This window comes from Vibrio qinghaiensis, assembly GCF_002257545.1.
Lineage (GTDB): Bacteria > Pseudomonadota > Gammaproteobacteria > Enterobacterales > Vibrionaceae > Vibrio > Vibrio ordalii.
Genome location: NZ_CP022741.1, coordinates 1,218,309 through 1,243,040 on the forward strand (window position 1 = coordinate 1,218,309; position 24,732 = coordinate 1,243,040).

Here is a 24,732-nt window from a genome sequence, read left to right on the forward strand (position 1 = left end):
TTGAGTAGATCTTTTACATCAAAAGTTGTGCCTGATTTTTAATAAAAGGAAATCAATGGGTTGTCATCTTGTCTGTCGAATTGGAAGCCTTATTCTCAATTTGAGAATGGTTTTGCGTAATGTGTGCAACGGCCACCGTTAACGCCGCCAAAATGTAAATAGGCCAGTTAAAACCTTGGGTCAGGAAGGTTCCAGACACAATCGTACCGACTAACGCAGCAAAGATTGCGTGGGCGTTGGCAAAAACAAACAGTGGTGCGGAAGGCGTCAGCAAACTGATGGTGTGTTGTGCCGTTTTGAGCAAAGAGATGATAAAAACAATAAACAGGATGAGCCCCAAAAAGCCGGTTTCCGCTAATACCCCAAACCAAGTGCTGTGCACGGCGTGATTGAGTCCATCCCAGTGCGAGCTGTAGAAATAGTAGTTATAGTAAAAGTTATCGAGTCCGACTCCAAAAAAGGGGTGACCTAACGCCATACGAAAAGCGGCCTGCCATGCGTAAAGCCGACCCATAGCTGAAGCATCGATCCCTTCTTCTGCATTACCGCCAGAGGCACGATCAGAAATGCCTGCCACGCTATACAGTAGCAAAGCGCCGATACCGCCTATGGCGATCAACAGTGTTTTGTTTTTGATCAGACGTAACGCAAAAAGGGCAAATACGGCGAGTGAACCAAGTAATCCGCCGCGACTTTGTGTTGCAATCACGGCGGCCATCAGCATGACAGTCACAATGATACCCAGCAGCCTTAACACGAATGGCATGCCTCGGGTGGTGACTAAAGCAACGGAAAACGCGAGCGGAAACATCAATACCAGTGACAGATCATTGGGATCGCCCAGCATAGAACCGAGTTCCCGCCCAACCGTGACACGGCTACCTTCAACTAACCCAATACCGTTGATTGAATTACTCAGCGCCGCAAACGCGACGATGGCACCGGAGATCACAATAGTCAGCATCACTTTCTTGAGATTGGCGGCGCTGTTCACCAGCCAGACAATCGCCAAAGACATCACCATGATTTTCCAGTAAATATTCTTAAAATACTCAATCGCGATACCGCGGTTTGAAGCTAAAACAAGACCGATACAGACTACTAACCAGAACAGTGAAAGCCAAGTTAAACAAGGGTGCCAGTAGAGGTTTAAAGTTCGACTAATGAGGCTGTGCCACAGTAATGCCGACAGTGCACCAACCGAAAGTAACAGCGGAATTTTCAGCGAATAAAGCATGGGAATAGCTTCATGCAGACGGAAGAAAGAGAAGGCGACAAACAGTGTTACTAACCAGAAGGTTTGGTTTAGTACAAACAGTGCACCCAGCGGTAATAACGCGATCACCAAAGGCAGCGCAGGGTTTGGTATGACATACCAAGCTGCACTGAGAAAGATGCACAAGATGATCACGATTATTTTGACATTCATGTCGCCTTCCTAGTCCGGCGAGTTAAGTGGCTTTGAACCCAATCGATTCCCCATTGTTTCATGGAGAAAGGAAAGCTAACCCAACCCAATTTACAGCTTAGCAGTAAACCCAAAATCGGCAGCAGAGTTCCCCAAAATACTAGCCCAATCAGGCTATTGATCTGCATAGCAAGGCCAAAACTGGCAAGCATAAAAGCAAGTTGGGGGATAAAGCGCAGCAGTTGTAGTGGAATAGGTTGTATACGCTGGCTGAAATAGCTGATTGCCAATAAACGCAGGCATTGAGCGAAAGTAATGGCACTGGCGATACCCATCACACCCCATTGACTGAACAACCCACACAATACGATTGCCAACAAGGCACTGAACAAATTGATTGTAAAAAGTAGAGCACTGCGTTTTTGGTAGAGCACCCCGATATTCAGTAGTTCAGCCCACTCTTTGCAAGCTGCGCTGAGTAGAATGATCAGCAATATTTTTTGCGCAGGGAGATAAGTGGCAGGCAGTGCAAATGCGATAAACCATTGCCCCCAAAACGCCATGCACAGAGACAGCAGCAACACATAAGCCATGCCGATTCGAGTATAGCGTGCTACCGCGTCATCACCTTGCTGTTTGAGCATGGCAAAACGTTTTGGCATCCACCACATGCCAAAAGGTTGAACGAGTAAACACATTGCAAGGGCAAATTTTGCAGCAATAGCGTAGTAACCCAAGGTTTCAAGTGTGGTTGTGCTACTAATGAACCAGCGCTCAGCGCCATTTAAGCCGTAAGCTACCATAGCAGAAAGCATCAGAGGTAAGCTGTAGCGTAATAGCTGAGAGGTGTGCGCTGGGTAAACCAAACGAAAGCGATTAATGAAGGTTAAAGCGGCAAACTGACAAACCCGAGTAAACGTACCTGCGGCAAGCACTCCCCATACGCTAGGTTGTGTCATGAGAACAAACAAAATAAGCGTAATTTGCAATGCGCTACTGCCCACACTGATCAGGAAAAAGAGCTTGGCTTTTTCTTGCATACGTAACCAAGTTAAATGCAGTGACACCGGACCTTCAAACAGCAGTGCCAGCAGCAGTAAAGTTAATTCAAAGCGGCTGAGTGGGATGGCGCTTAACAGCTCAGGGAAAAGCATGAGCAGCCCAAGCCCCAAACCACACACCAGCATTGAAAAAAGCAGCGAAAGTGTGGCGATATGTGATGCTTGATGTTGACGCTGCTCCTCAGACGTTAAATTAGCTGTGAAACGATACAGGCTTTCGTGCATGGAGGCCGTGCTGATGATGCCAAGTAAGGCACCACAAGTGGCAAGTAACTCTAGGCGACCGATCTGCTCCACACTTAAATAACGTGCAATCACGGGCAACATGATCAGAGAAATACCTTTAATCAAGACCAGGCTTATCCCGTACAAAGCGAAGTGAGATAAAGCAGAAGGCATGGCTGGGCTCGGGTTACTCATAATCTTGCCTCACAAAAAATGGTTAAGAAGATTGGCGGGAGTGAGAAGGTGCTGCTCCCTGTTGAACACTTTGCGCTATTTGCCAATAACACTCTTCAGCATGATAGTGTTGAGCAATATCTAGAGCTTGATTGCCGAGCCTTTGGGCGAGATGAGGCTCGGTGATGGCGCGGTGCAGTGTTTCGGCCAAGCTGTTGACATCATTGGCAGCGTACTTTAGGCAGTTCAGTTCATGAGTTAGCAGTGAATCCCAATACGCATTATCTTCAGGAATAATCACGCACATTCCCGCCGCTAAGGCTTCCAGTATCGATAATCCAAAAGGCTCTTGCTGGCTGGTGGAAACAAACAGATTGCATTGACTGCGGATGGCATCCAAATCTTGAGGGTCTTCATGCCAATTGACGTGAGGCAGAGACCGCGGAGCGTGACTGGTGGACAGGTGTGTTTGCTGCGGTTTGATATAGCAAATGTGGGTGGTTGAAGGAACCCGTTTGACCAGTTGATCAAGGGACTCAAGCAGCAAATCCAAGCCTTTCCATTTGAGTAAGGAAGCCGCCCAAAAAATGCAGGGTGAATGATACTGGCACTGAGTGGGCCACTGCTCGATAGGTAGGCCATTCACAAATTCTTGGCTGTGGCGACTTGCTAAAGTAAATGCAGCGAGGGTTTGGGCATTGTCACTACCGAATGAGAAAGCGTAGTAGTGGCTCAACGCCTTGAGCAAACTTGGTTTACTTGAAGGCAGATAAAACAGCTTATTCGCTTTACTTAAGCAATAACCCGTGGCGCGAGATTGTCCAACCGGGCCGTGTACCAATTGAATCAAGGGGATGCGAGTGACTCGCGCGAATAAGTGCAGCGCCATATCGACCCCAGGGCCAGAACTGGCCAGAAGGAGATGAAAGCGCTGACAGCGTAGGGCAAACCAGCATAGCCAGAGGAAATAAACGCCGTGTTTCAACCAATAACTCAACCCTTGAGTCGCTAACCCCAAATTGCCACAACTAGGGAGTGTGATGAACTCTACACTGTGTTTTGAGTTGAAAGCAGAGTGCTGCCAACTCTCTGGGTGGCGAGTCACGATAGTAAATTGAGCCTGATTGGCCGCCACTTGTTGGAGTGCCATACGGGTTGCGATTTTTGAGCCGCCTTGAAAGGCGATAGGATCAAAAATCAGACAATGAATAGCAGCCATATCAACCCCCTAAAGAAAAGCGTTGAGAAACATAGGTTTTGACCGGACGCCAAGTCGCCCAAAATGAGTCTTTATAGGTTGCAGGGCTTGAGAGGATTTGCTCGTAAAGCGCTTCAATTGCAGTGCGATTTTTTTCAAGCGTATGGGCGAGAAGAATATGAGCGTGAGCTTTCACCGCCATCATCTTGGCATCAATTGGGTTTTTCATCATCCAACGCATGGCTTCATGCATTGCCTTCGTACTCTCTTTAGGGTAGAGCTGGCCGTGAGTTTGGTGGCGTAGGATTTCAGGTATGCCGCCAGTGTCGGGAGCAATAATGGGGAGTTCGGCTAATGCCGCTTCGGCAATCACCAAACCAAATGGTTCTCTTCGTGCGCCACTGATAAATGCATTCGCGCCTTTGAGCCAGCCCATGACATTGTGCTGCTCACCTACAAAATGAATGTGTTGTGAGAGCTTGAGGTAGTCACTCATCTGCTCAAGCGATTTTCGCTCAGGGCCATCTCCGACAATGATTAGATGGGCATTGGGGTGTTCCAACACGAAGAAACGCATCGCTTGTAAAAGGCGATCCATACCTTTGCGTTTGATGAGTGAACCGACAGAGATGAATAAAAAGGCATCATCATCCAATTGTAGTCGTTGGCGAAGATCCATTGCAGGCAATAGCTCAAGTCGCTCAGTATCAATTCCATTATGGATGACATGAATTCGCTCAGCTGGGTAGCCGTCACTCATTAATTTATCGATAATGGCATAGCTGACGGCAATGATGTTCGGAACGCGATGGAGAGCAAGAGTGAGCCGATCACGAGCTGGATAATCCGAATGCAGTTGAGCGAGCCACGGAGTTCCTGTCTCGTTCGCGGCTTTCCCAATCCATTGGCACGGCCCAGCACTGTTGGCATGGATTAGGTCGATCTTGCAATCTTTAATCAAGGTTTTTGCGGTATTAACCAAATTCCACCAGCCGAACAGTTGAAAGCGCGGAGCTTTCCATCCCAGCAAAATCGGAAAAGGGCTAAGCACACTGTGAATCCCCATTTTGCTAATCTCTTCATGCAGCATGGCGTTATTGGTCCACAGGAAAGGTAAAAAGCGGCTGCGATCCAGATTGAGCAAGTGATCGATCAAGCAGCGCTCACTGCCGCGAATCCAGTTATCCCCGTAGTGCACAAACAGGACATTTTTTCTAACTGCCATAGTGCTTTCCTTATGATTCGAAAATGGTTGAAAAGTCGTGTGACGTTGCTAAATAGAGATTTCGTCAATCACAACGAGACTTGGCTACATAACGAGACTTGGCTAGCGCAGTCCAAAATGGAACCTCAAGAGAGGTAAAGCAAAGGGGATGCCAAAAAGAATCATAATTAACTCAATGAAAAATAAGCAGTAATTTTAATGGTTCTTGAAGTTCTCAATATGAGAATCAAATCGGTTTTTGATAATGGGTGAGGAGTTGAGGTATTACCGCGGAAGAAGAGTAATGAGCCAGTACGCTTTCTCGTGCAGCTAAGCGTAGAGTTTGTTGCTTGGTTTGGGGGAGTGTTTGCCAGTGCTGCAGTACATCGCAAAAGGCTTGTTCACTGTCTGCCAGAAAACCATTTAAGCCATGTTGGATCAGCGTGGGTAATTCGCCAACGGGAGAGGCGATCACCAAAATGCCTTGAGCCATGGCTTCCAAGGCTGCCAATGGTAGCCCTTCGGCTCGCGAGCAGAGAATCAGAATACCAATGTTTGGCCATATCGTGTGCATATGAGTTTGGTGCCCATGCCAACGGATATTGCTTGGTGATTGAGCAAGCAAATCGGTATAGCAAACGCCATCTCCATACACATCAAACATCATCTCTGGCAGAGATGCGGCGATGGCAATCATGCGGTCGGGACCTTTTTCTGGGCTTAAACGCCCAACAAATGCGATTTGTTCACCATACTTGAACGTGAGCTTATCCGTATCAACAAAGTTATTCAGTCGAGTGGTGTGAAAAGGCACTTTGCGTGCAATATCGTTACTGACAGAAAGCGAGTGATGTGAGAGAAAGGCCGTATAGCGATCACACCAGTCATACAGCTTAACGCGGCCTGCTGGCGTTTCACCGGCGTGATAGGTGGTGAACTGACGTATGGGCAAACCAGAACGTTTGACCGCTAATCGACTGAGTAAGCTCGCCTTATAGCCGTGAGCATGCACAAGATGAGGTTGGTAGTGACGAAGCGCTGCGAGTAATGCTTGGTTGAGTGAGCGCTGAGGTGCAGCGTCAGCCAAAATACAAAATGGAATGTCGGTTTCGCTGAGTTTTTGCAGCAAAGGTGTATCGCTTTGATAACGCCGAAGGATCACCACCACGACGGACTGTTGATGCAACTGCAATCCTTGAGCTAATTGCAGAACATGGCTCTCTATGCCGCCAAACACGCGGCTGTCGATCAACAGCCAAAGGTGATGTTCGAGCGCAACACAAGGCGGCAACGAGTTAAGAGTGGCTAGCTTCATCCTGTTCCCACGCCAATTTTTTACGGTAAACCGTGGAGGGGCTCAGTTCGAGCAGCACGGCAGCATTGATGACATTACCATCGCAAAAATCAATGGCTTGCTGAATCGCCTCTCTCTCTACCTGCCACATAGGGCGAATGACCACAGGATTATTATGAGTCGGTGTGCTGCTTTCACGCGGCACACTTTCTGCGGGTGAAGAGATAAATCTCTCGGGTGCGGCCGTTTGAAGTGGCAGCTCATTTTCTGGTTCATGTAATGCGGCGGCTTTATGGACGATAGATTCAGCCGCGACATTATTAACAGGGGTGATAGGGGCCGCAGGAACACTATTTTTAGCGAGTATTTGGTTGGGCAGATGCTCAGGTTTGATGGTTTTTTCGTTATTGAGTACGACGATATTGCGGATCACGTTCTGCAATTGGCGCACGTTGCCCGGCCATGAATAGCTTTTGAGGATTTTTTGCGCATCACGGCTAATCTCGGTGAAGCGTTTTTTATCTTGTTTGGCATACTGGGTTAAAAAGTGGTTGGCCAGAACCACAATGTCAGTGCTTCTTTCGCGTAATGGAGGCATCTCGATAGGGATGACATGGACACGGTAGTAAAGATCCTCACGAAAACGTCCCGCTTGCACCTCTTCTAATGGCTGGCGATTGGTTGCGGCGATAATGCGCACATCCACTTTTTGCTCTTTATCAGAGCCGAGTGGAGTAAAGGTGCCTGTTTGCAGGAAACGCAGCAGTTTCTTTTGCATCTCCAACTCCATTTCACACAGCTCATCCAGAAACAGAGTACCACCGTCCGCTTGAGAGGCTGCACCTTTGCGATCTTTGGTTGCGCCAGTGAATGCTCCGCGGGTGTGCCCGAAAATCTCACTTTCTAATAAATCTCGGGGAATCGCTCCGCAGTTCAGGGCAACAAAGGTTTTTTCACGGCGTTGGCTTTGGTTGTGAATGGCTTGCGCGCACACTTCTTTACCCGTACCGCTTTCACCAATAATAAATACGCTTGCGTTGGTAGGGGCGACGGATTCAATCATGTTGTAGACGGATTGCATGGGCAGCGAAGCACCAATAAAGCCGTGGAACTTTTCACGCTCTAAGCGGTGTTCGAAATTCTCGACGAGGGAAGCGAGTTTGGAGCGTTGAAGATGAAGATTGATCGAGGTTTTTAAGCGCTCGGCTTTGATCGGTTTTTCGAGGAAATCTTCCGCCCCTTTCTGGAGTAAATTGACCGCAATATCGACTGAGCCATGGGCGGTAGCGATGATCACTGTCGTTGGGATTTCGTGCTGATTAATCCAGTCGAGGATCTCCTCGCCAGACATGTCCGGCAGTTTCAAATCGAGAATAATCAACTCAGGCGGCGTTCTTTGTAAAAATTGAATGGCATCGCGCCCAGTTTCTACATGAAAGAGATCAAAAGGTTCATCTTTAACATACTGCTTATATAAAATGGCTAACGAGGTGGAATCTTCCACTAACAGCACTTTAGATTTCATCTCTTATCCTTAGTTTTTATTTACCTTTCTCATTGGCGTTCATAGCAGGCCAGCATCTGTACAACTGCATTTCAGAAAATAGGGCGCTTATTTTTCGCTATCAGACCACTATGGTGTTTGAGGATTGATATGCAAGATGTCTCTATTGGTATAGTACAGATTCTCAAATTGCGAAAGTGCTACTTAAACCTCAAATCCCAGTTCTAAACGTTCTTGGCTGGCAATGAGCGACCAGTACGCGATGCGAACCAATTTCGGATACAGAGCAATTGCCTCATTCCATTGCTGTTTTTGGCAATGGCGCTCCATTTCACGAGTACAGCGCGATAAATGGCGGTTACCCAATGCAAGAGAAGCACTGCCGAGAGTATGCAGCTCAAACTCTAAGGCAGCGTGATCGGTGAGTTGTATGGCTTTTTCTATGTGCTGCAAGCGTATTTGGCTCTCTTCAATATAGCTAGTCAGCAGCATGGGCATTATGCTGATGTCGGTGTCGTGGATCACTTCTTGGATGATGGTTTCATCAATCCATTCTGCAGCATCGAGATCATGGATAGGGTCGTACATGGGGAGTCCTCTAGCAAACCGTTATGGAAATCAGGTGTAATTTGAGAGCATATCGTTACCGAGTACGCTGCGAATCCAACGTTCTCGCCACTGCTTAGGGATAAAAGAGAGTCGATTGATCTCTCGAATCAGCTCTAAACGCAGAGGTGGCTGGTCACGGGCATTTAAAATGGTGCCCAGTAGGGAGATCTGTTCTGAACCCAGTAACTCAATCGCTTTTTGCACTTGTTGAGTGGTGGTTGTGCCGCTCATCACCACCAGAACGGTTTTGTCACAAGCGCTCGCTACGCTTTGAGCGGGGATATTGTTTTTGTTTAAATTGAGGATAGGAGAAGTATCAATAATGATCCGTTCATACTGGTTCAGCCATTGCTGAACCGCTCGTGACAGGGTATTGGGATCTTTATAACTGAGCTGCAGTGACCTTTCGCGCGGTATGCTCAACCCAGTAAAAAGCTGGTGGGTTTCTCGGTTTTCAACCCATTGCCGCCCATCGGGTGCGTTGAGCATTTCTACCTCTTTAAATGCGGGTTTAAACATATTGAGGTCAACTAACAAGGCATCGTGTCCTGCCAGCAGGTAACGCTCGGTCAGCGCACTGGCGATCGACGTGACTCCTTCACCGGACTGGCATGAAGTAATGCACAGTGATCGGCAGTCGGCTAACTCTGCGGCAAGGTAAATTTGCTCAATTTCGGCGTGTGTGGCGGGAATCATGCTACAGCGCTCCTATCAGTAGGATAGTGGTGGTGATGCGTAAAATATCATCAATACTTTCGCGAGCTTTCTCCAATAGGCTTTCACTGCGATCTGGAATGTAAATGGTGTCTCCCGCGCGTAATACTGGCAGGGCATAAAGGTTCGCAGTTTTGCTAAATTGAATCAGGTCGAAGGTACGTGCCTGCCCCTGACAGCAAGACATATTCACTATGGAAATTTTTTCAAGATAGGCCGATTGGCTCGGGCCACCCGCTTCGGCCAAAATATCGAGAATCGTCATGGTGTCACTGAACACGTAACGACCCGGTTTATTGATTGCGCCTAGCACTCTCACTGTGGATTCTTTGGTGTTGTCGAGCCAGTTCCGGTTCTTTTCAGGGATGTAAATTGTGTCTCCGGTTTTGATGTCGGGCAGCAAGTTCTCATCTCCCGTTTCAAAATATAAGGCGAGGTTGAGCTTACTCACTCTGGCGTAAGACTTGTCTCGATGGGTCACGCGCAAGTTGTGCAGATCCGCATCCTTGGTTGGGCCATCTGCGGCTGAAAGAATGTCCAGAAAATGCATATCGTTGTTGAAACGATAGCGACCGGGAGCATTGACTTGCCCCAACACATAGATGGAAGCATCCGATGATTGGCGAACCCATTGTGATTTGTTATCTGAAGGGTCTTGAGGAAGATCGTGTATGCGAATGATGGTGCCTGCTTGAATGTGAGGCAGTTGGCTACGCGGCGCACCGTTTTGAATGAAAGCATCCAAATCAAACACCTGCATTTGTTGGCCATCAATCGCAATCTTAATGCGAGTGGTGTCCGCTCTCAAAGTCGGCCCACCGACATGAGCAAGCAGATCCATCAGATTCATTTCATCTGACCACTCAATGCGCCCCGGCCTAACCACTTCACCAATCACATTAACTGCTTGGTCCGGTGCCACTTTTAGCCACGACTTTTCATTCATATCGGTTTTTTCCGGTACAAAAATCGCGTCACCGGATTGAATGGCGGGCGGTGCTGTGCTGGTGAGTCCTTCTGTGAAAGCGGTTAAATCGAAACGGGTTACTTGGCCATTGGCTTTGATGACTCGAATTCTTCGAGCTTCGGCAAAACGGGTTGGGCCACCTGCATTGGCTAAAATATCCATAAAGGTTGCGCCCGGTTTGCCTTCAAAAGCGCCCGGTCTGGCGACTTCTCCCATCACATACACCATATTGGCTCCCGCCTTAATTTCTTCCTCCTGTTTTGGGACAAACACGGTCGTTCCTGGAGAGAGGATCGGGAGTAAAGATTCATTACCCGAATCAAGGTATTGCTTAAGGTTGAACAGTTTAGGGTTGTTATCGCTAATCACACGGATCTGCTCAACCGCCGCATAACGTGTCACACCGCCTGAACGCATCAAAACATCCACCAAGTTCGTGTTGGCTTGATAGGAGAAGGAGCCGGGAGCATTCACTTCACCGAAGACTTTGATGGCCATTTTGGAATCCGCACTGTCCCCCGCATTGGCCAGTTTAGCTGCATCAAATTCCTGTTCGATATTGCCAACGATCGGTGAAGCTGGCACAAAAAGTACATCAGTGGATTCGAGCTGGGGGAGAATGCTTTCATCGCCGCTTTCGAGAAAAGCTTTGTAGTTGAAAACGATTTTTTCGTCTTTACGTTTGAGTTGAAGCTTATCAAGTTGCCCCCCTTGGCGAGCACCACCTGCGGCATGCAACGCCATTTGAATATCCGCGTTACTCGATAATGTATATTCACCGGGAGAGGCGACATAGCCTTGCACTGAAATCAGCAGTTGCTGCTCGGCAATAAACACTTGGAGCGTGCTGATGTCGCGAAACACTCGGCTCAAAGCGTCAGAAACCGCTCGCTGAAGTTGGATTTCATCGTAGCCTGCCACATAAAGTGGGCCGACTTCCGGGAGCGTAATTCGCCCCCGTTTATCAACCTGAAATCCGTTATTGAATGAAGGTTCACCGGGCAGGTCAACTTGTACTAAATCACCAATTCTTACGGTTTCTTCCGCGAAGCTAAGGCCACTCAGCAGCAGAGCGCAGCACAGCAGCAGAGCTTTAAAACTATTCTTGCTCATAGAGCTTCCCTCCTTGTTTAGAGAGGTTTGGACTATCTGCCGTAATAATTTCAATGCTGACGCGTCGGTTGGTTAATTTCACTCCCGTTGTTTCGCCGACGTACAAAGGGAGCGACTCACCCAGGGAATGGGTGGTGATTCGCTCTGGCGCAAGGCCGAAAATCGTCAAGTAGCGTTTCACTTGTTCTGCTCGTCCCATGGCCAATTTTTCATTGAATTCCACGTTGCCGGATGAATCAGCATGGCCTGTTACCGAAAGTGTTAAGTCCTGGTGAGCTTTCAGTTTGTCGGCTGCGATGGCTAAATTGCCCATGTATTTCGGGTTGATCTCGGTAGAGTTAATCGCAAATTGATTATCCACATTGAGCCGCCGATTTAACTCTTCAATCAGCGAGAGCGAATTCACAAACGACTGTTCATTTTGAGGTGGAACGCAGCGTGTTTGTGAAGTGACATAATCAAGTTGCTGTTCTAACTGATTCAAGCGTTTACGCTGAATAACCAGATCATTCGCGGCATCCAGCAGCAAGCCGCCATCAAGCTGCCGAGCGATCCGATTTTGCTTTTCTAAAGCCTGTACAACCGCCGCAGGAAAACACCATTTAGCGCCTTCGCGGATCAGGCTCCCCAAATGTAATTTGCTTAGTTGCCAGTCAAAACGTAGCCCATGTTCAGGGCCGAGCGGTTCATCCGGCATCACGGGGGCGAACTCCCCATTCATGTAAGCTTCTGCGATTCCACCGCGGCCTTCTTCTGGGTACGAGGTGCACCCAGCGGTACCAAGTAAGGTGAACAAACCAATACTGACGATAGCTAACTTCATGCTCACCTCCTCAGGTGGGCTAATAAGTGCGAGAATTCACGGGAATGGCCTGGCCGATACGGAGCAGTTTAATAATTTCAAGCGGCTGACCAGTGGCGTTCTCAATGCGCATTTTTCGTTCAGATTCAACGAGTCGCTTATAAAGATAGACCAAAGCACCAACACCTGACGAATCTAAAAAGGTGACATTGCGAAAGTCCAACTCAACTTCTTGGTGAACATCTTTCCAGATCACATCATCAATTATAGGCTGAAGAAAACGGCTACCTTCCGCATCTAGATTGCCCTCTATAAGAAGTGTGACTTGGATATCGCTATCAATAATGGTTCTGAGTTCCATGGGTGTCTCCTTACTGTTTACCAATCTTTTGATGCGTTCATGAATCTGTCAGCATCTTTGGGTTGCATGTAGGTAATAGAGCAGTAAGTGTGCCAATTTAATTATGATTAGATATCAATGGATTACGTTTTATTTTATGTGCTGACTTTTCAGTTTAAAGAGCATTGTCATTTTGGAAATCATTTTGAGACAAGGTTATTGCTGGGCAATTTTCGTGATAATCATGCGGTGATCTGAACCTAAAGAGGGAAGAACCCCTTGTCGGCTGCAAAGAGAAAATTGCGCTGACTTAAGCCACAAATGATCAATGCTGATCATGGTAAAAGCTGGGGTAGGGTAATGAGTTGACCATTCTGGCCATGAAGCCACAGGCCGAGTTTCAAAGCCTTCAAAATGGCTTCTAAAACGTGCATTCATACTTGAGAGGTTGAAATCCCCTAACACTATGGTGTTTGCCATCTCGCTTTCGTTTGCCAGTGTTTTTACATGAGTAAGCATGGCATTACGCTCTTCCCAAAGCGTCGAATTTCTTGGAGAAGGTAAGTGGGTGGCAATCAAACGCAAGGAGGTTTGAGGGGTAATTTGCCAATCGCCCTGTAGGATTTTATTTTTCTCTGTAAAAGGTTTGACAGAAAAATGAAGGATAACTTCTTTGCTGAGAATAAACTGGCTTGAGGGCACTTTTGCATGGGTTTTACCACCGTAAATGTGCGGGTAGATATCGTCCAAAGTGCTGAGCTTATCTTCAAGCGCGGGAGCCACTTCCTGCAGTACCACTAAATCGGCTTGCTCTTGCAGTAAAAGGTTGAGCAGTCGGTTGTAGTCGGTATTTTCGTAGAGCGCATTAAACTGAATGATTTTCAGCGAAGAGGAACAATGCGCTGCACTCTGATCTTGTGAAACCTCGCCCTTTTTTTGAGTCTGCAGTACTACTTCACTTTTACTATTTGGTATGAACCAGATCAGAGCCAATGCACACAGTGTGCTACCAACAAATAAGACTCGGTAGCTCATTAAAAGCGCAATTACTATTAAAAGAGCATTAAAAGCCATTAGCCCAATTGGATAGCTAAAAAGATTATCTAACCACCATATGGGCATGGGATAATACAAACTGGTCAACCAAAGTAAGTTTACCCCAATGAGTAAACCACCAAGCCCTTTGTTGAACATGAGAGCGAATCCTTTTTACGGTTGTGTTGGTGTAAATACCTGCTGCAGTGGGGCGGAACCATCATAAAACCATATCTCGGCCAGCAAGCTGGATTGAGAGCGTGGATAACTGAAGCTAAGGGTTGCGACACCAAGAGTTAACGCTGATGAAGCAATCCGGCTTTCATAAATCGCTTGGTCAGTTCCATTGCCACTGGACGTATATTGACTATAGAAGGTAACAAAGGCTCGGTCAGTACGATAGGCGCTAATATCAGCTTTGATCTCAATTTGCGCGACCGGGTTAAAGCTAAATTCAGCGGGCACATTCAATTGTGAAGTCGTTACGCTGCTGTCACTACCAAAATCTTGTTGGGAATAATCATTGCTGGTGTTTGCTGTTGTTGAGGAGAGCTGCGTTATAAAGCTCATCATCACAGGGGTGAAATCCTTGGCGACGATTGCGGCCTCTTCGGAAGTCGGTTGCGTTGGAGAAGTCACGTTAATCGATGCTGTATCACCTGAACCACCGCCACCGCCATCGCCATCGCCATCGCCTCCACAACCGTAGAGCAGCAAACATGAAGTGATTAATAGAAATGCGTTTTTCATGGTGTCCTCCTAAGGGTTATAGCAGTATGCGCAGTTGTTGAAGGCGTTGTTGAACCAACTCTGTTTCTGTTGGCCTGCTGATTGGGAATAATTACTGAACTGCGGGTAAGTACGCAATAAATCGCTGCGTTCATAGGGCCATTGCCATTCATCGGTGATCAGTAAGGCCCATGGCAGATTGTTCGCATTTTTGAAAAAACGTTGTTGAGCTGGGTCGCTGGTATCGGCGCCAGCGCCATATAAATTAGCGGCATCAAACTTCTCAGTGGCAGGGTAATCAGCAAGGTGAACTTCCCATTTGCGACCTGGTTGGAAGGTTATCCCTTCGCCATGATAAATACCGGGAGTGGCAAAAATGAAAGGATCATAAGGCATTGCGATCAGTTGACTCACATCACTACCGCGCTCAATAGCAATAACGAGACTAAAGTTAAAGCCAATGTCTTCCATGCATTGATTGTCGGTACGGAAGTAAGTACAAAGCCGTGGGAAGGCGCGCGAAAGATCCTCGGAAATGATGAAGATTGCTTCATTTGAATCCATCTCCAAGCCGCTGCTTGGTTGCAACACATCATTGTGATACTGACGGGTTAAGTTGGTATTAATAGCACTGCGAGAAAGGCCAGATAAGCGAATGGCAAAACCGTTGTGATAACTCGCACCATAAGCTGCAAGGTAGCCATCAATCCGAATCTGTGCGACTTGGCTATCTTGCAGCGTTTCGGTAACTCGGAAACGGATCACCACATCGTTCATGTCATAGTCGGCTAAATGCGGCCAGTTGTCCTCAAAGGCGACCGTAGCGTAAGTGGTTTCACTAGGGAAATAGCGTATCGCGACCCCATTCGCGGAGATGGTAATAGGGTGGTCTTCTACTTCTCCAGATGTTGAACCTCCGTACGAATTCAACCCTTTTTGTTGGCTAAAGCGAAAACGGCTCCAACTTGACCCCATATTCGCTTGTTGGGCGACCGTAAAAATCAGCACATTTTGCCCGCTGTGCAGTAGTTGGTCGGTAAAGACCTGCTCTCCTACATCATCAAAATCGCCATCGCGATTCCAGTCAAACCAAGCAGAAAGATAACCCGAAGTGGAAGCATTCACTGTGATTAATGCTTCCAGACCCGCTTCTAACGCAGTGACAAAGCCAACCCCATCCTCGTCATCAATGCCGGCTTTGTCGTCACTGGCAGGAAAAGGCTGACCTGACTGTTCACCGTCTGGCGCTGAGCCTAACCATGTCATCCCATCCATCTGATGACGCGGGCCATTGGACGCTAATGTGGTACGGTAGCTATCTGGAGCATCACCAAAATCAATGGTTGAGTCTTCATCGATCACAGGAGCATTCGCACAACGCGCACCATCATTTTGGTTTGAGGAAGGGCCGTCAGCAAAGTGCACGGCAGGCACATTGCCTTGCGCGATCAAATCAGGGTTTGAGAGATTAATCCGGAATATCTTTCCATCACTGTTACGTGAGATGTAGTAATAGCCATCCACATCAAAGTAGCCGGCGCCAAAAGTGCCTGTTTGGCCGACGTTACCAATATAACTACTGACACCCGTATCCGTATCAAACAGATACAAGCCTCCGGTTGAGTTATCGACACCGTATAAGCTGCCATCAGCGGGATGAAAAGCGAAATCGGTGAGTTTGACGGTCGCTGTTGCTGAGATTTGTTCGACGATGAGTACCGCATTCGGGTCACTGTCTAAAGGGCTTAGGTCGATTTTAAATAACCCTTTACCTTGGCGGTAAAGATAAAAAATATGGTTATAAACATCCCCAACAAAGAAGTTGTAGTCTTGCGGCAGTCCAAGGGTATTAAGAGTTTCTACCTGAAAATCAGAGCCTAACCGAACTAATCGCTTGTTGTTGGTATCGTAACCGTAGATATAGCGATCTTGAAAATCAAAGCCTACAGCATTGATGTTTCCGTTTAGCCCTGTGTTGCTTTGCAGCAGAGCGGTTTGCCCCGTCACTAAGTTCACACCATAAACCTGTACCGGAGAAGCTTGGAATAAATACGCTTGGCTTGGACAAGTTTCAAAAGGTGCAGCGATAGTTCGAATAGAAACCAATACCAACACGATGAAACACCATAATTTTAAGTGCATACCGTCACCTAGTTTTTTGTGGAAGGTTGATAAGGTAAATCAGCAAAAAACAAGCCAAAATTAAGCTATTGTTTTTAAGTGAATTATTTTTCTTATCTCAATTTGAGAACAAAAATAAAACGCAGGATTGATGATGTGTTGAGAGCAGAATTTTTAGGAAATGGCATCGATTTGGGGTGAGAGGCTTGAGTAAAGTTTTCAAACCTCTTCACCAAAAGGAGGCGGGGTTGTAGTCCCCCATCATAGACAGGATCTTAAGAGCTAAGCGGTTTATTTAGATAGAAAAAAGGCCTCATTTATGATCAGATAATCGTCGCCAAACAAACCACCTACATCAACCGTGAAGTCGATGACGTTTATCCGAGTCTAATCCGAGTCTATTTAAGCGTAACTCTGCCGTAGTCGAATGCAGGTTACCCTGGTTTCCTGTTCTTTACCGCTCTTGAGCATTATGGTGGCTTCTATATTTTCCGCGGAACCAAATCCATGAATCTTAACCTTATTGAAGCGAGAAATGGTCAGGATCGGCATTTATCTAAGCTAAAAGGGAAGAAGCTTAAAGAGATCACTCGAGGTACTAATCGCTCGCAGGTGCTCGACCTTGAAGTTCATCGTGGTAAGCAAGATAAATTAGCCATAATTTCTTAGCCACAAGCCATGACAAATTCTGAAAATCAGGTAAAGTATCGGCCTTTGTGAGCAATCTCGCCTATCACCTTCGATAGGCCATCAAATAGCATTAAAATAGGAAGAAAGATGATTTTCGTTGTCGGTCATAAAAACCCAGATAGTGATAGCATTTGTGGTGCATTAGTTGCTGCTGAATTACTTAAAGCACGTGGTCTAGAAGCAAAGCCTGTTCGTCAGGGTGAAATTAACCGTGAAACTCAACACATTCTTGCAACAGCCAGTGTTGATCAACCTGAACTTCGCACTAGCGTCGCGGGCGAAAAAGTATGGCTTGTGGACTATACCGATCTTGCGCAAGCACCTGATGACATCAACCAAGCGGAAATTCTCGGTATTGTTGACCATCATCGCCTAGGCGACGTAATGACAGTGAATCCGCTAGAAGCGTGGATTTGGCCAGTCGGTTGTACCTGTACTATCTTGTTCAACCTATTCAAGATGGAAAATGCAACAATCACACGTCCTTTAGCCATATTGATGATGTCTGCGATTTTGTCTGACACGGTCGGTTTTGCGTCTCCAACGTGCACACCAAAAGATAAAGAAGCTGTGCTTGCACTGGCTGAAATTGCTGAGGTTGAAGACCTTGATGCCTTTATTAAAGCGCTTTTGATTGCGAAAACAGACATTGAAGGTTTATCTGCCGCTCAACTTGTTGAGAAAGATTTGAAAGCTTACCCATTCAACGGCCGTGATGTGGTGGTTGGTCAAGTGGAATTGGCAACGCTTGAACAAGTCGATGGCATGATTGACGCCATTCAAGCAGATCTAGTTCGTCGCTGTGAAGAGGAAGGCCTTGCGTTTGCCGCCGTGATGTTGACCGACATTACCACCGCGCAGACTCGTCTTCTATACACCGGTGAATGGGCTGAAAAACTGACTAAACACGAACAAGATGGCATGTTGATGATGGAAAATACCTTAAGCCGTAAGAAACAAGGTTGGCCTTGGCTGCAAGCTGAATTGGCTTAATCCTTTTTATCATCTTATTGTTTAAGATTCTAAATGTAACGCCTGCAGTGCTACACTGTAGGCGTTTTTATATTCCCCAACTTTCGCATGGAGCCGGGCTATGGCAGACGCATTAACCACAGAACAGATAGAAACAATCAATCGCTATAATGAAGAAGAACGTTTTAAATACTGCATTAAAGCCATTGTTGCAAACCGTGAAGTTTGGATACTAAAAGATGAGCACGGTTGTGTCATGCTCAACACAGAAGAAGATGATTGTGTTCCTGTGTGGCCTAACCAAGAGTTTGCCAAGGCATGGGCAACAGGCGAGTGGCAAGCGTGTGAAGCGGAAGCGATCTCTTTGAACAAATGGCACAGCCGTTGGACTTCGGGCTTGGAAGAAGATGAACTGTCGGTGGTGGTGTTCCCCAATGAGAATGAAGAAGGCGTTGTGTTATTTCCCGACGAATTTGATTTTGAATTGAAAAAGCAAGCCAGTAAAACGCGCTAACTCAAAGAGCTTCTGATAGAAGCTCTTTTACTAACACGATTAAATGTTAAATGGCAATATAGTTTGATCAATTTCTAGATCATTTTTGGACAATTTTGAGTTAGGGCGGACGCGTATTTTGTGCTATTTTCGGGTGGAGAACGTCTATTACTTTTAATCTGGCATAAATAAGAAACGAAGTGCCAGACACCAGCTTAAATTGTCCTATTGACTTAGCTTGTTATGTGGCTATTTAGCTAATTTAACCTTTTTAAATTAGAACGTTTTTAGATGAATATTCATGATAGATGTCATCAATATATTTTCTAATTCACTTTTTCCTATGTCTTGTTGGTTTGTTCGGATGATTGATTTAACCGATTTTCTTTAAACAATATTTGCCAAGGAAATAAAGGTAGTATGATCATCAATATCCCTAATATGGTAAAAAAGTCTGGCACTTCATTGATACGAAGCAACAGCTAATCCGTTGTACCCGTTCTATATCCACTATCTTATTCCTTACAGTTTATCAAAAATTTAAATCATTTGATTTTCATATCAATAATTAATCTCTGTTCACTCTTAGTGATAATAAAGCCTATAGAGTTAACGGAAAATAAAGGAAAGATAAGTTTGATAATTTTGTTTTTAATTTCATGTTAATAATTAGGTAGGTTTAATATCTCACGGTAATGATTTTTAATTTACTACATTGTTAATTGATTATTTTGTGGACTTAATGTTTCAATCATTTTTCTTAAATGTTCCCTCGTTTTTCAATCTCATATATTGAGTGTTTTATTTTTATTATGGCATGCTAACTCTGACTCTTTTTTGTATTGAGAATCAATGTTAGGCTATTTTAAGTATAGGTAAATAACAAATTTGTTATTTTCATGCTGTCTTAAAAGACTCAAACTATCCCTAAGCATCATGGAATGATATGTTAACTTAATAAAATTTGGATATGGGGTTCTGATTAAAATATAAATAGGAATTTTCTTACTTATGAAAAAAGAGAAATCGCTTAGGCATAGCTTGATTTTTTCAGCCATGCTTCCAGTGTTGATTATTTTGCCTAATATAGCCTATAGTGCTTTACCAGTAAGGTATTCTGCGCAAAATGTCTATTATCCTGATACAGGAAAGTACGCTTGCCAAGTCTCGGTAGATACAGAGTTTCAACAAGATTATAAGATAGCCAAAGGCACCATAATCAACGTTGAAGTGATGCGATATAACAAGGCGCTAGAACGACCCTACCTCTCGAAAGAAGTCTATTTCGGTGTGCTCGACGATCAGGCAGGAATATTGTCATTTCAGCGTGATGCAATGACTACAGGGGATAATGACCCTGATGCCCAATGTATTGTTACCAATGTGGCGTTTCCCGGTCATGTACGTAGTGAATTAGTACAACAAAGTTACGATTTACAATCTGGCGTTGCGCTCTATGAGCAGCAAGCCGTGCAGGCTGGGCCAATTTCCAACCTGTCAATTTTGACCGATCTTCTCAGTGTGCCGTTTATCATTAGCTTGCAGCAAGATTTGAGTCCTGACTTTGTCGATTTGTTACCCATCTCGGTTGGTGAAGAGGATTACCGACTCAAAAACACCAGTAATGTTGAAAATTACGCGATCTTTGTCAAAGAGGTTTTAGCGGGTAAAACGGGCGTGAAAGGTTCGTACAATAACGGCTTGTCGCGTAATTTCCTTGAAGAAAAATCCAAGGAAAATATTGAACGGTTTTTGCAGACAAGCTTGGTTGAGCCTGCCATCAAACATGGGCTTGTATCAGAACATATTGATAAGTCACGTCTGTCAGCTTTGCTTCGTTTACATATTATGGCTGAGTTAGAACAAGACTCTCATTTTGAATACGGTAGTGAACAGCAAATTCAGGCATCGCTCGCATTTCAGTATTCCCCAACCATCACTTCCAGTATGCAGTTGCTCAATAATGCGGAGTTCCTCAATGAGCACTTAATAAAAGAATGGTCATATATTGAAGAGAAATATGATCAGATGTCAGAGGATTCTCTCGATATTGGTTTTCCAATCATCTACTCAAAACCAGATCAAAAAGGGGAAGCTGTTTCTATCCGTAAATTGAAAGAATACGATATGTACGTCAGCCATCACCTTGATGTTACATTTCTTGACTTTCATGATAATCCTTTCGAGCCACTCTCAGCTTATATTCCGAAAGATTGGCGATTTGGTATTTCAGACTACTACTCATTCGTTGGGCCCAATAAGAAAATCGTTGAAGGGCCGTTTCGCGGCAATTTACCCATGTTTTGGAATAGCGAGTTTTCCTTTAAACCCATTTCTCTCGTAGCAATTCCACCGTGGGATTTTCGTCCTCCTCAAGAAAGTTTGGATCATGAACTGAATATTCATCCGACCGATGCGTATTTACATATGCAAATTACGATGCGTTATCCTGATTTGGATGGGGTAGAGTTAGCGCAAGCGGTATTTTCCTCAAACAACCCCGATGTGAGTATTGATATTGAAGCGGGTACGATTAATAACCGAGGCGTTGAAGGTGGATTTTTAGGTAAAAACTTCGTACAAATTGCGGCGACTATTTACCAAAAAGAAGCGGATGATTTAGAAGATTGGGAGATGCTCAGCGTGAAAGCCGCACTGGATGCAGTGGGTATCGACACGGTTTACGCTTATGGGTCACCTAATAACATTAAATCTAGTTTGCTGCATCGTTTGTCGTTGAAATTGACCGAAAAGGCCTTAGAGGCTTACATCGGTAGTGGGTTGGAGCCAGCGCTGTTTGACGAGCTACAATCGGTGGGTTTGACTCAACTGGATGTGAAACAAGCGTTTCGTGAACTGGTCTACTCAACGTTCACTAATTCAAACTTGCCACTTAAATTTGCTGGCAATATGAGTGACGAGCAACGAAAAGATGCGGTGGTGGATTCTTTGTTGTCATGGCATAACGCCTATCAAGATCTACAAAGCATGTTGGTTGCCCTTGAATACGACTACACAGCAAAAGAACATATCTTTAACTATCCGTTAACCGATGAAATGTACACCAAAGCAAGGCTCTATAGTTATGGTGCACAGCCTTATCTAGTTGAGGATCTCTGGAAGCCGTATTTAATTCATGGCCGACTCAATCTGCTGCCCGGTTATGGTTATGAGGTCCCTTCTTGGTTGATCGAAAAGGATAAAAAAGAGCTAGGGAGCATCACAAACACGGTGCAAAACGAATGGCATAAGAATCACCAAGTGCTATCGCAAAAACTGGGCGCATTTTTGGGGGCAATGATTGATTCTAAAGCCAAGCTCATGGGTAAGAAGGAATTCACCTTCGCCAAACAACGCGGAGAAGCTCGGTTACACTACACTCTCAAGCTGTACCATAACCAGCAGACCGTCACTGGTAACGGTATTGGGACAACTATAACTAATGAAGACGTGCATCAGTATGTTTTGACTAGTACAAGTTTGGGCTATACCACATTTTTACCCAATTCGATTGTGGATTTCTTTAATACCGACCTGATCAGATTTAGACACGAAAATCTGGATTATCATGACATCAAAGACGATACGCCTCTTTTTGGTGAAATGAATGCTGATATGGCTGCTAAGTGTGTTTGGGAGGATATGGATTCGATGTTTTGGGCCTATAACTACTGTAAGTCAGGTTATACCCAAACGGGGCTTTCCTCGGGTACTGATAAGGAGTTACTGGCGAGCTTACTCACTCAGCATTTAATTGATAATCGAGATCAGCTGAAAACCACTACTACTGCTTGGGATTATGCGAAGGGAGTGATGCAGGCGATTGTCCCGGTTTGGGCTACTGTGGAAGATTTCCAGAATGGCAATCATGGCATGGCAACGTTAGGGTTGTTCTCTGATGTTGGTTTCTTCCTACCGATTGGTAAAGCGGCACTCTCATCGGCCAAAATGACGGGTAAAGTGATTGCGAAATCTTTACCAAGAAAGTACAAGGTCAGCTCTAAGCAGAATATTCTTGAGATCGGTAGCAATAAACGCGTGGTGGGTGAAGCATTTGATATTGATTTGAAAGCGGCAAGAAAGCAGGCCAAAGAGGCGTGGATAAGTTTACCTAAAACCGTCTTTGATCAAATGAATGTGCTGCCTGTCACCGATATTGTTAAAGGTGCCAAATCCGCTTCATTAAAAATCAAACAGCGGGTTCAGAAGGTCAAACGAAGAAATACCGATCCTTATGCACCGAAAGTCTATCAGTCTCGCGATTTTCGTATCTCATCCAAAGATCGCCCAGATTTTGATCCGGATAAAGTAGTCGGTATCCCAAGTGCAGACCGCAAAGTGATGGCGAGCATTGCCGATGAAGAGAATGTGGTGATCGGTGTTAGGGCGGTGGATCCGAACAACCGCAGTTTGTTGGAATCGGGGCTGTACAGCAGTAAGAGCTTATTGATTAAATCCAAAAGTTCGGATTGGGGACCCCACGCGGGCTTTATTCCTGTGGATCAAAAATACGCGAAAGCCTCAGCTCGTACACAAGTGGAGCGTTTTAACCACTACTCTGACAATGCGATCAATAGTGGTGCTGCTACGCCCGTACATTTGACCATTGATGACAAGCGCTTAAAAGAGTTACAAAGTGGTGATAACCCATTAATCCCTGAGCTTGAATATAGCTCTAAGACTGGTATGTATTACGGGGTTTCCAATGATGTCGAGCTTCACTACCAAAAAGATGAGCAGGGATTGTGGATGGTGTTTGTGGTTGAGAATGGCAATACTACCGTTCCAACACCTTTGATGGTGATGGGCAATCCTACCAGCCGAAAACCGATGACGGCCGACTATGACTTGTTTAGTGTGATGACGCATATTTCAGATTACGGTGCACCGGATATGTTCAAAATGCCGGAGCCGTGGGCGGATTGGAAAAAGTCCATCAAGGATCCTGAAAAGCTAGATCCAAAGATTAAGGAGTTGTATGAAAATGAAGATTTGTACAACAAAGTACACAATATGCAGCTTGGGATTATTTCAGATCGGGTTATCGGCTTAAAAGATAAAATCAATGATCGCTTAGGCAGAAGCAATGGCATGGAGTTAGTGCACCACGGTGCGGATGATGCCAACCCTGGCGCGGTGATTAACGATAACTTCCCTGCCACCTATTTTGTGCCCAAACAGTATTTGAACGATGATGCTTTCGGGCCTGGTCAGGGAGGGTTGCGTGATTTCTTCCAAGTTGATGAGAATGGCGCCATTATTTTGCAAAATGTCGATGACTTTGCGAATTTCCATCAGTTGATGACCAATGTGCACTTTACTGGTGCGCTCAACACTAAGTGGTCAGAAAACTATGCCCAATTAGCACGGAAAAATCGGCTTTCCCACGCTTATTTGAATGCTCGCGAACAAGTGGATCAGCTGTTATTTGGCAATATTGATGCAGCAAAAATTGAGTTTTATCGTCCGAAACCGTTTGATGAAACCTTGCCGAAAGGAAAAATTCCCGCGCAAAAAATTGAAATGTATCGGGTCAGAGATCAAATAGTTAATATTGGTGCAGGCATTAACGGGATACATCAAGCCACCATTAAAACTTATTTTGGTGGACAATGGTTAAGTCGTTTCATCCGTGTTGTGCGAGTAGGCCATTACTACTATCAAGTGACCAGGCAGGATGGGGAGGATTACTTAAGAACGCCAGCAAGCGATCAATTGTTGCGTATTGAGCTGGATGCTGATGGAGAATGGATTGCCCCAGATCTGCCCATCGATTAAAACTAACTTCTGATTTAACGAAGCGCCCATGATTGGGCGCTCATCAACCAATATGACCAAGAGCAACGATTCAACTACTGCCTGAAAGAGATTGTGGCTAACCAGCAAGTGTCGATTTTAAAAGATGAGCACGGCTGCGTAATGCTCAATACGGAAGAGGAAGAGTGTGTTCCGGTATGGCCGCATCGTGAGTTTCCACAAGCGTGGGCAACCACTCAGCGGTGAAGAACGTGCTTCTTGCACCGCATTTTCTAATATACCTTGTGATTGGTACTGCTTGAGTTTGGCTTGGTGCAGCTTT

The 24,732-nt window shown here is 45.5% G+C and carries 17 protein-coding genes and 3 pseudogenes; 5 read left to right on the forward strand and 15 right to left on the reverse strand.

Annotated elements, in window-relative coordinates:
* Positions 1–52: 52 nt before the first annotated feature.
* The 14 genes from CCZ37_RS05650 to CCZ37_RS05715 all read right to left on the reverse strand — a co-directional run bounded on the left by CCZ37_RS05650 (position 53) and on the right by CCZ37_RS05715 (position 16,519).
* On the reverse strand, positions 53–1,429 hold the full coding sequence (locus CCZ37_RS05650; RefSeq protein WP_094499979.1) for an O-antigen ligase family protein: 1,377 nt from the start codon (positions 1,427–1,429) through the stop codon (positions 53–55).
* Positions 1,426–2,889 (reverse strand): lipopolysaccharide biosynthesis protein, encoded by a 1,464-nt coding sequence (locus CCZ37_RS05655; RefSeq protein WP_010320164.1) that lies wholly within the window; start codon positions 2,887–2,889, stop codon positions 1,426–1,428. The genes CCZ37_RS05650 and CCZ37_RS05655 overlap by 4 nt, the downstream gene beginning before the upstream one ends.
* Positions 2,890–2,911: 22 nt before the next feature.
* Positions 2,912–4,087: a glycosyltransferase family 4 protein gene (locus tag CCZ37_RS05660; RefSeq protein ID WP_010320163.1), complete on the reverse strand. Its 1,176-nt coding sequence runs from the start codon at positions 4,085–4,087 to the stop codon at positions 2,912–2,914.
* Between the two features lies 1 nt (position 4,088).
* Positions 4,089–5,291, reverse strand: a complete 1,203-nt coding sequence (locus CCZ37_RS05665) for a glycosyltransferase (RefSeq protein ID WP_010320162.1) — start codon at positions 5,289–5,291, stop codon at positions 4,089–4,091.
* Positions 5,292–5,517: 226 nt separating this feature from the next.
* A complete protein-coding gene (locus tag CCZ37_RS05670) occupies positions 5,518–6,585 on the reverse strand; it encodes a glycosyltransferase family 4 protein (RefSeq protein WP_094499980.1) in 1,068 nt (355 codons plus the stop codon).
* Complete coding sequence (locus tag CCZ37_RS05675) at positions 6,566–8,089, reverse strand: sigma-54-dependent transcriptional regulator (RefSeq protein ID WP_094499981.1); 1,524 nt, start codon at positions 8,087–8,089, stop codon at positions 6,566–6,568. Before CCZ37_RS05675 ends, CCZ37_RS05670 begins: the two co-directional genes overlap by 20 nt.
* Positions 8,090–8,272: 183 nt before the next feature.
* A complete protein-coding gene (locus tag CCZ37_RS05680; protein ID WP_010320159.1) occupies positions 8,273–8,656 on the reverse strand; it encodes an Hpt domain-containing protein in 384 nt (127 codons plus the stop codon).
* Between the two features lie 30 nt (positions 8,657–8,686).
* Complete coding sequence (locus tag CCZ37_RS05685) at positions 8,687–9,373, reverse strand: AAA family ATPase (RefSeq protein WP_017043981.1); 687 nt, start codon at positions 9,371–9,373, stop codon at positions 8,687–8,689.
* A 1-nt stretch (position 9,374) separates the two neighbouring features.
* Positions 9,375–11,471 (reverse strand): SLBB domain-containing protein, encoded by a 2,097-nt coding sequence (locus CCZ37_RS05690; protein ID WP_094499982.1) that lies wholly within the window; start codon positions 11,469–11,471, stop codon positions 9,375–9,377.
* Entirely contained in the window at positions 11,458–12,294 is an 837-nt protein-coding gene (locus tag CCZ37_RS05695) for an OmpA family protein (protein ID WP_010320156.1), read from the reverse strand. Before CCZ37_RS05695 ends, CCZ37_RS05690 begins: the two co-directional genes overlap by 14 nt.
* Positions 12,295–12,313: 19 nt before the next feature.
* Positions 12,314–12,634 carry an STAS domain-containing protein gene (locus tag CCZ37_RS05700; RefSeq protein ID WP_010320155.1) on the reverse strand — a complete coding sequence of 107 codons (321 nt, stop codon included), beginning with the start codon at positions 12,632–12,634 and terminating at the stop codon, positions 12,314–12,316.
* Positions 12,635–12,829: 195 nt separating this feature from the next.
* Entirely contained in the window at positions 12,830–13,807 is a 978-nt protein-coding gene (locus CCZ37_RS05705; RefSeq protein WP_094499983.1) for an endonuclease/exonuclease/phosphatase family protein, read from the reverse strand.
* 15 nt (positions 13,808–13,822) lie between these two features.
* Positions 13,823–14,398, reverse strand: coding sequence for a hypothetical protein (locus CCZ37_RS05710; RefSeq protein ID WP_094499984.1), 576 nt, complete (start codon positions 14,396–14,398; stop codon positions 13,823–13,825).
* A gap of 9 nt (positions 14,399–14,407) precedes the next feature.
* On the reverse strand, positions 14,408–16,519 hold the full coding sequence (locus tag CCZ37_RS05715) for an LruC domain-containing protein (protein ID WP_094499985.1): 2,112 nt from the start codon (positions 16,517–16,519) through the stop codon (positions 14,408–14,410).
* A gap of 402 nt (positions 16,520–16,921) precedes the next feature.
* Between CCZ37_RS05715 and CCZ37_RS19670 the strand changes: the two are divergent.
* The 5 genes and pseudogenes from CCZ37_RS19670 to CCZ37_RS05735 form a co-directional block, all read left to right on the forward strand.
* A pseudogene (locus CCZ37_RS19670) lies at positions 16,922–17,146 on the forward strand (IS4 family transposase); the annotation flags it as partial.
* A gap of 129 nt (positions 17,147–17,275) precedes the next feature.
* Positions 17,276–18,181 (forward strand): manganese-dependent inorganic pyrophosphatase, encoded by a 906-nt coding sequence (locus CCZ37_RS05720; protein ID WP_094499986.1) that lies wholly within the window; start codon positions 17,276–17,278, stop codon positions 18,179–18,181.
* Between the two features lie 100 nt (positions 18,182–18,281).
* Entirely contained in the window at positions 18,282–18,674 is a 393-nt protein-coding gene (locus CCZ37_RS05725) for a DUF2750 domain-containing protein (RefSeq protein WP_010320150.1), read from the forward strand.
* Positions 18,675–19,664: 990 nt separating this feature from the next.
* Positions 19,665–24,431, forward strand: coding sequence for an anthrax toxin-like adenylyl cyclase domain-containing protein (locus CCZ37_RS05730; protein WP_094499987.1), 4,767 nt, complete (start codon positions 19,665–19,667; stop codon positions 24,429–24,431).
* Positions 24,432–24,473: 42 nt separating this feature from the next.
* A pseudogene (locus CCZ37_RS05735) lies at positions 24,474–24,644 on the forward strand (DUF2750 domain-containing protein); the annotation flags it as partial.
* Between the two features lie 3 nt (positions 24,645–24,647).
* On the opposite strand, the pseudogene CCZ37_RS19675 reads toward CCZ37_RS05735, so the two are convergent.
* Positions 24,648–24,728, reverse strand: a pseudogene (locus CCZ37_RS19675) (DUF2927 domain-containing protein); the annotation flags it as partial.
* Positions 24,729–24,732: the final 4 nt, after the last annotated feature.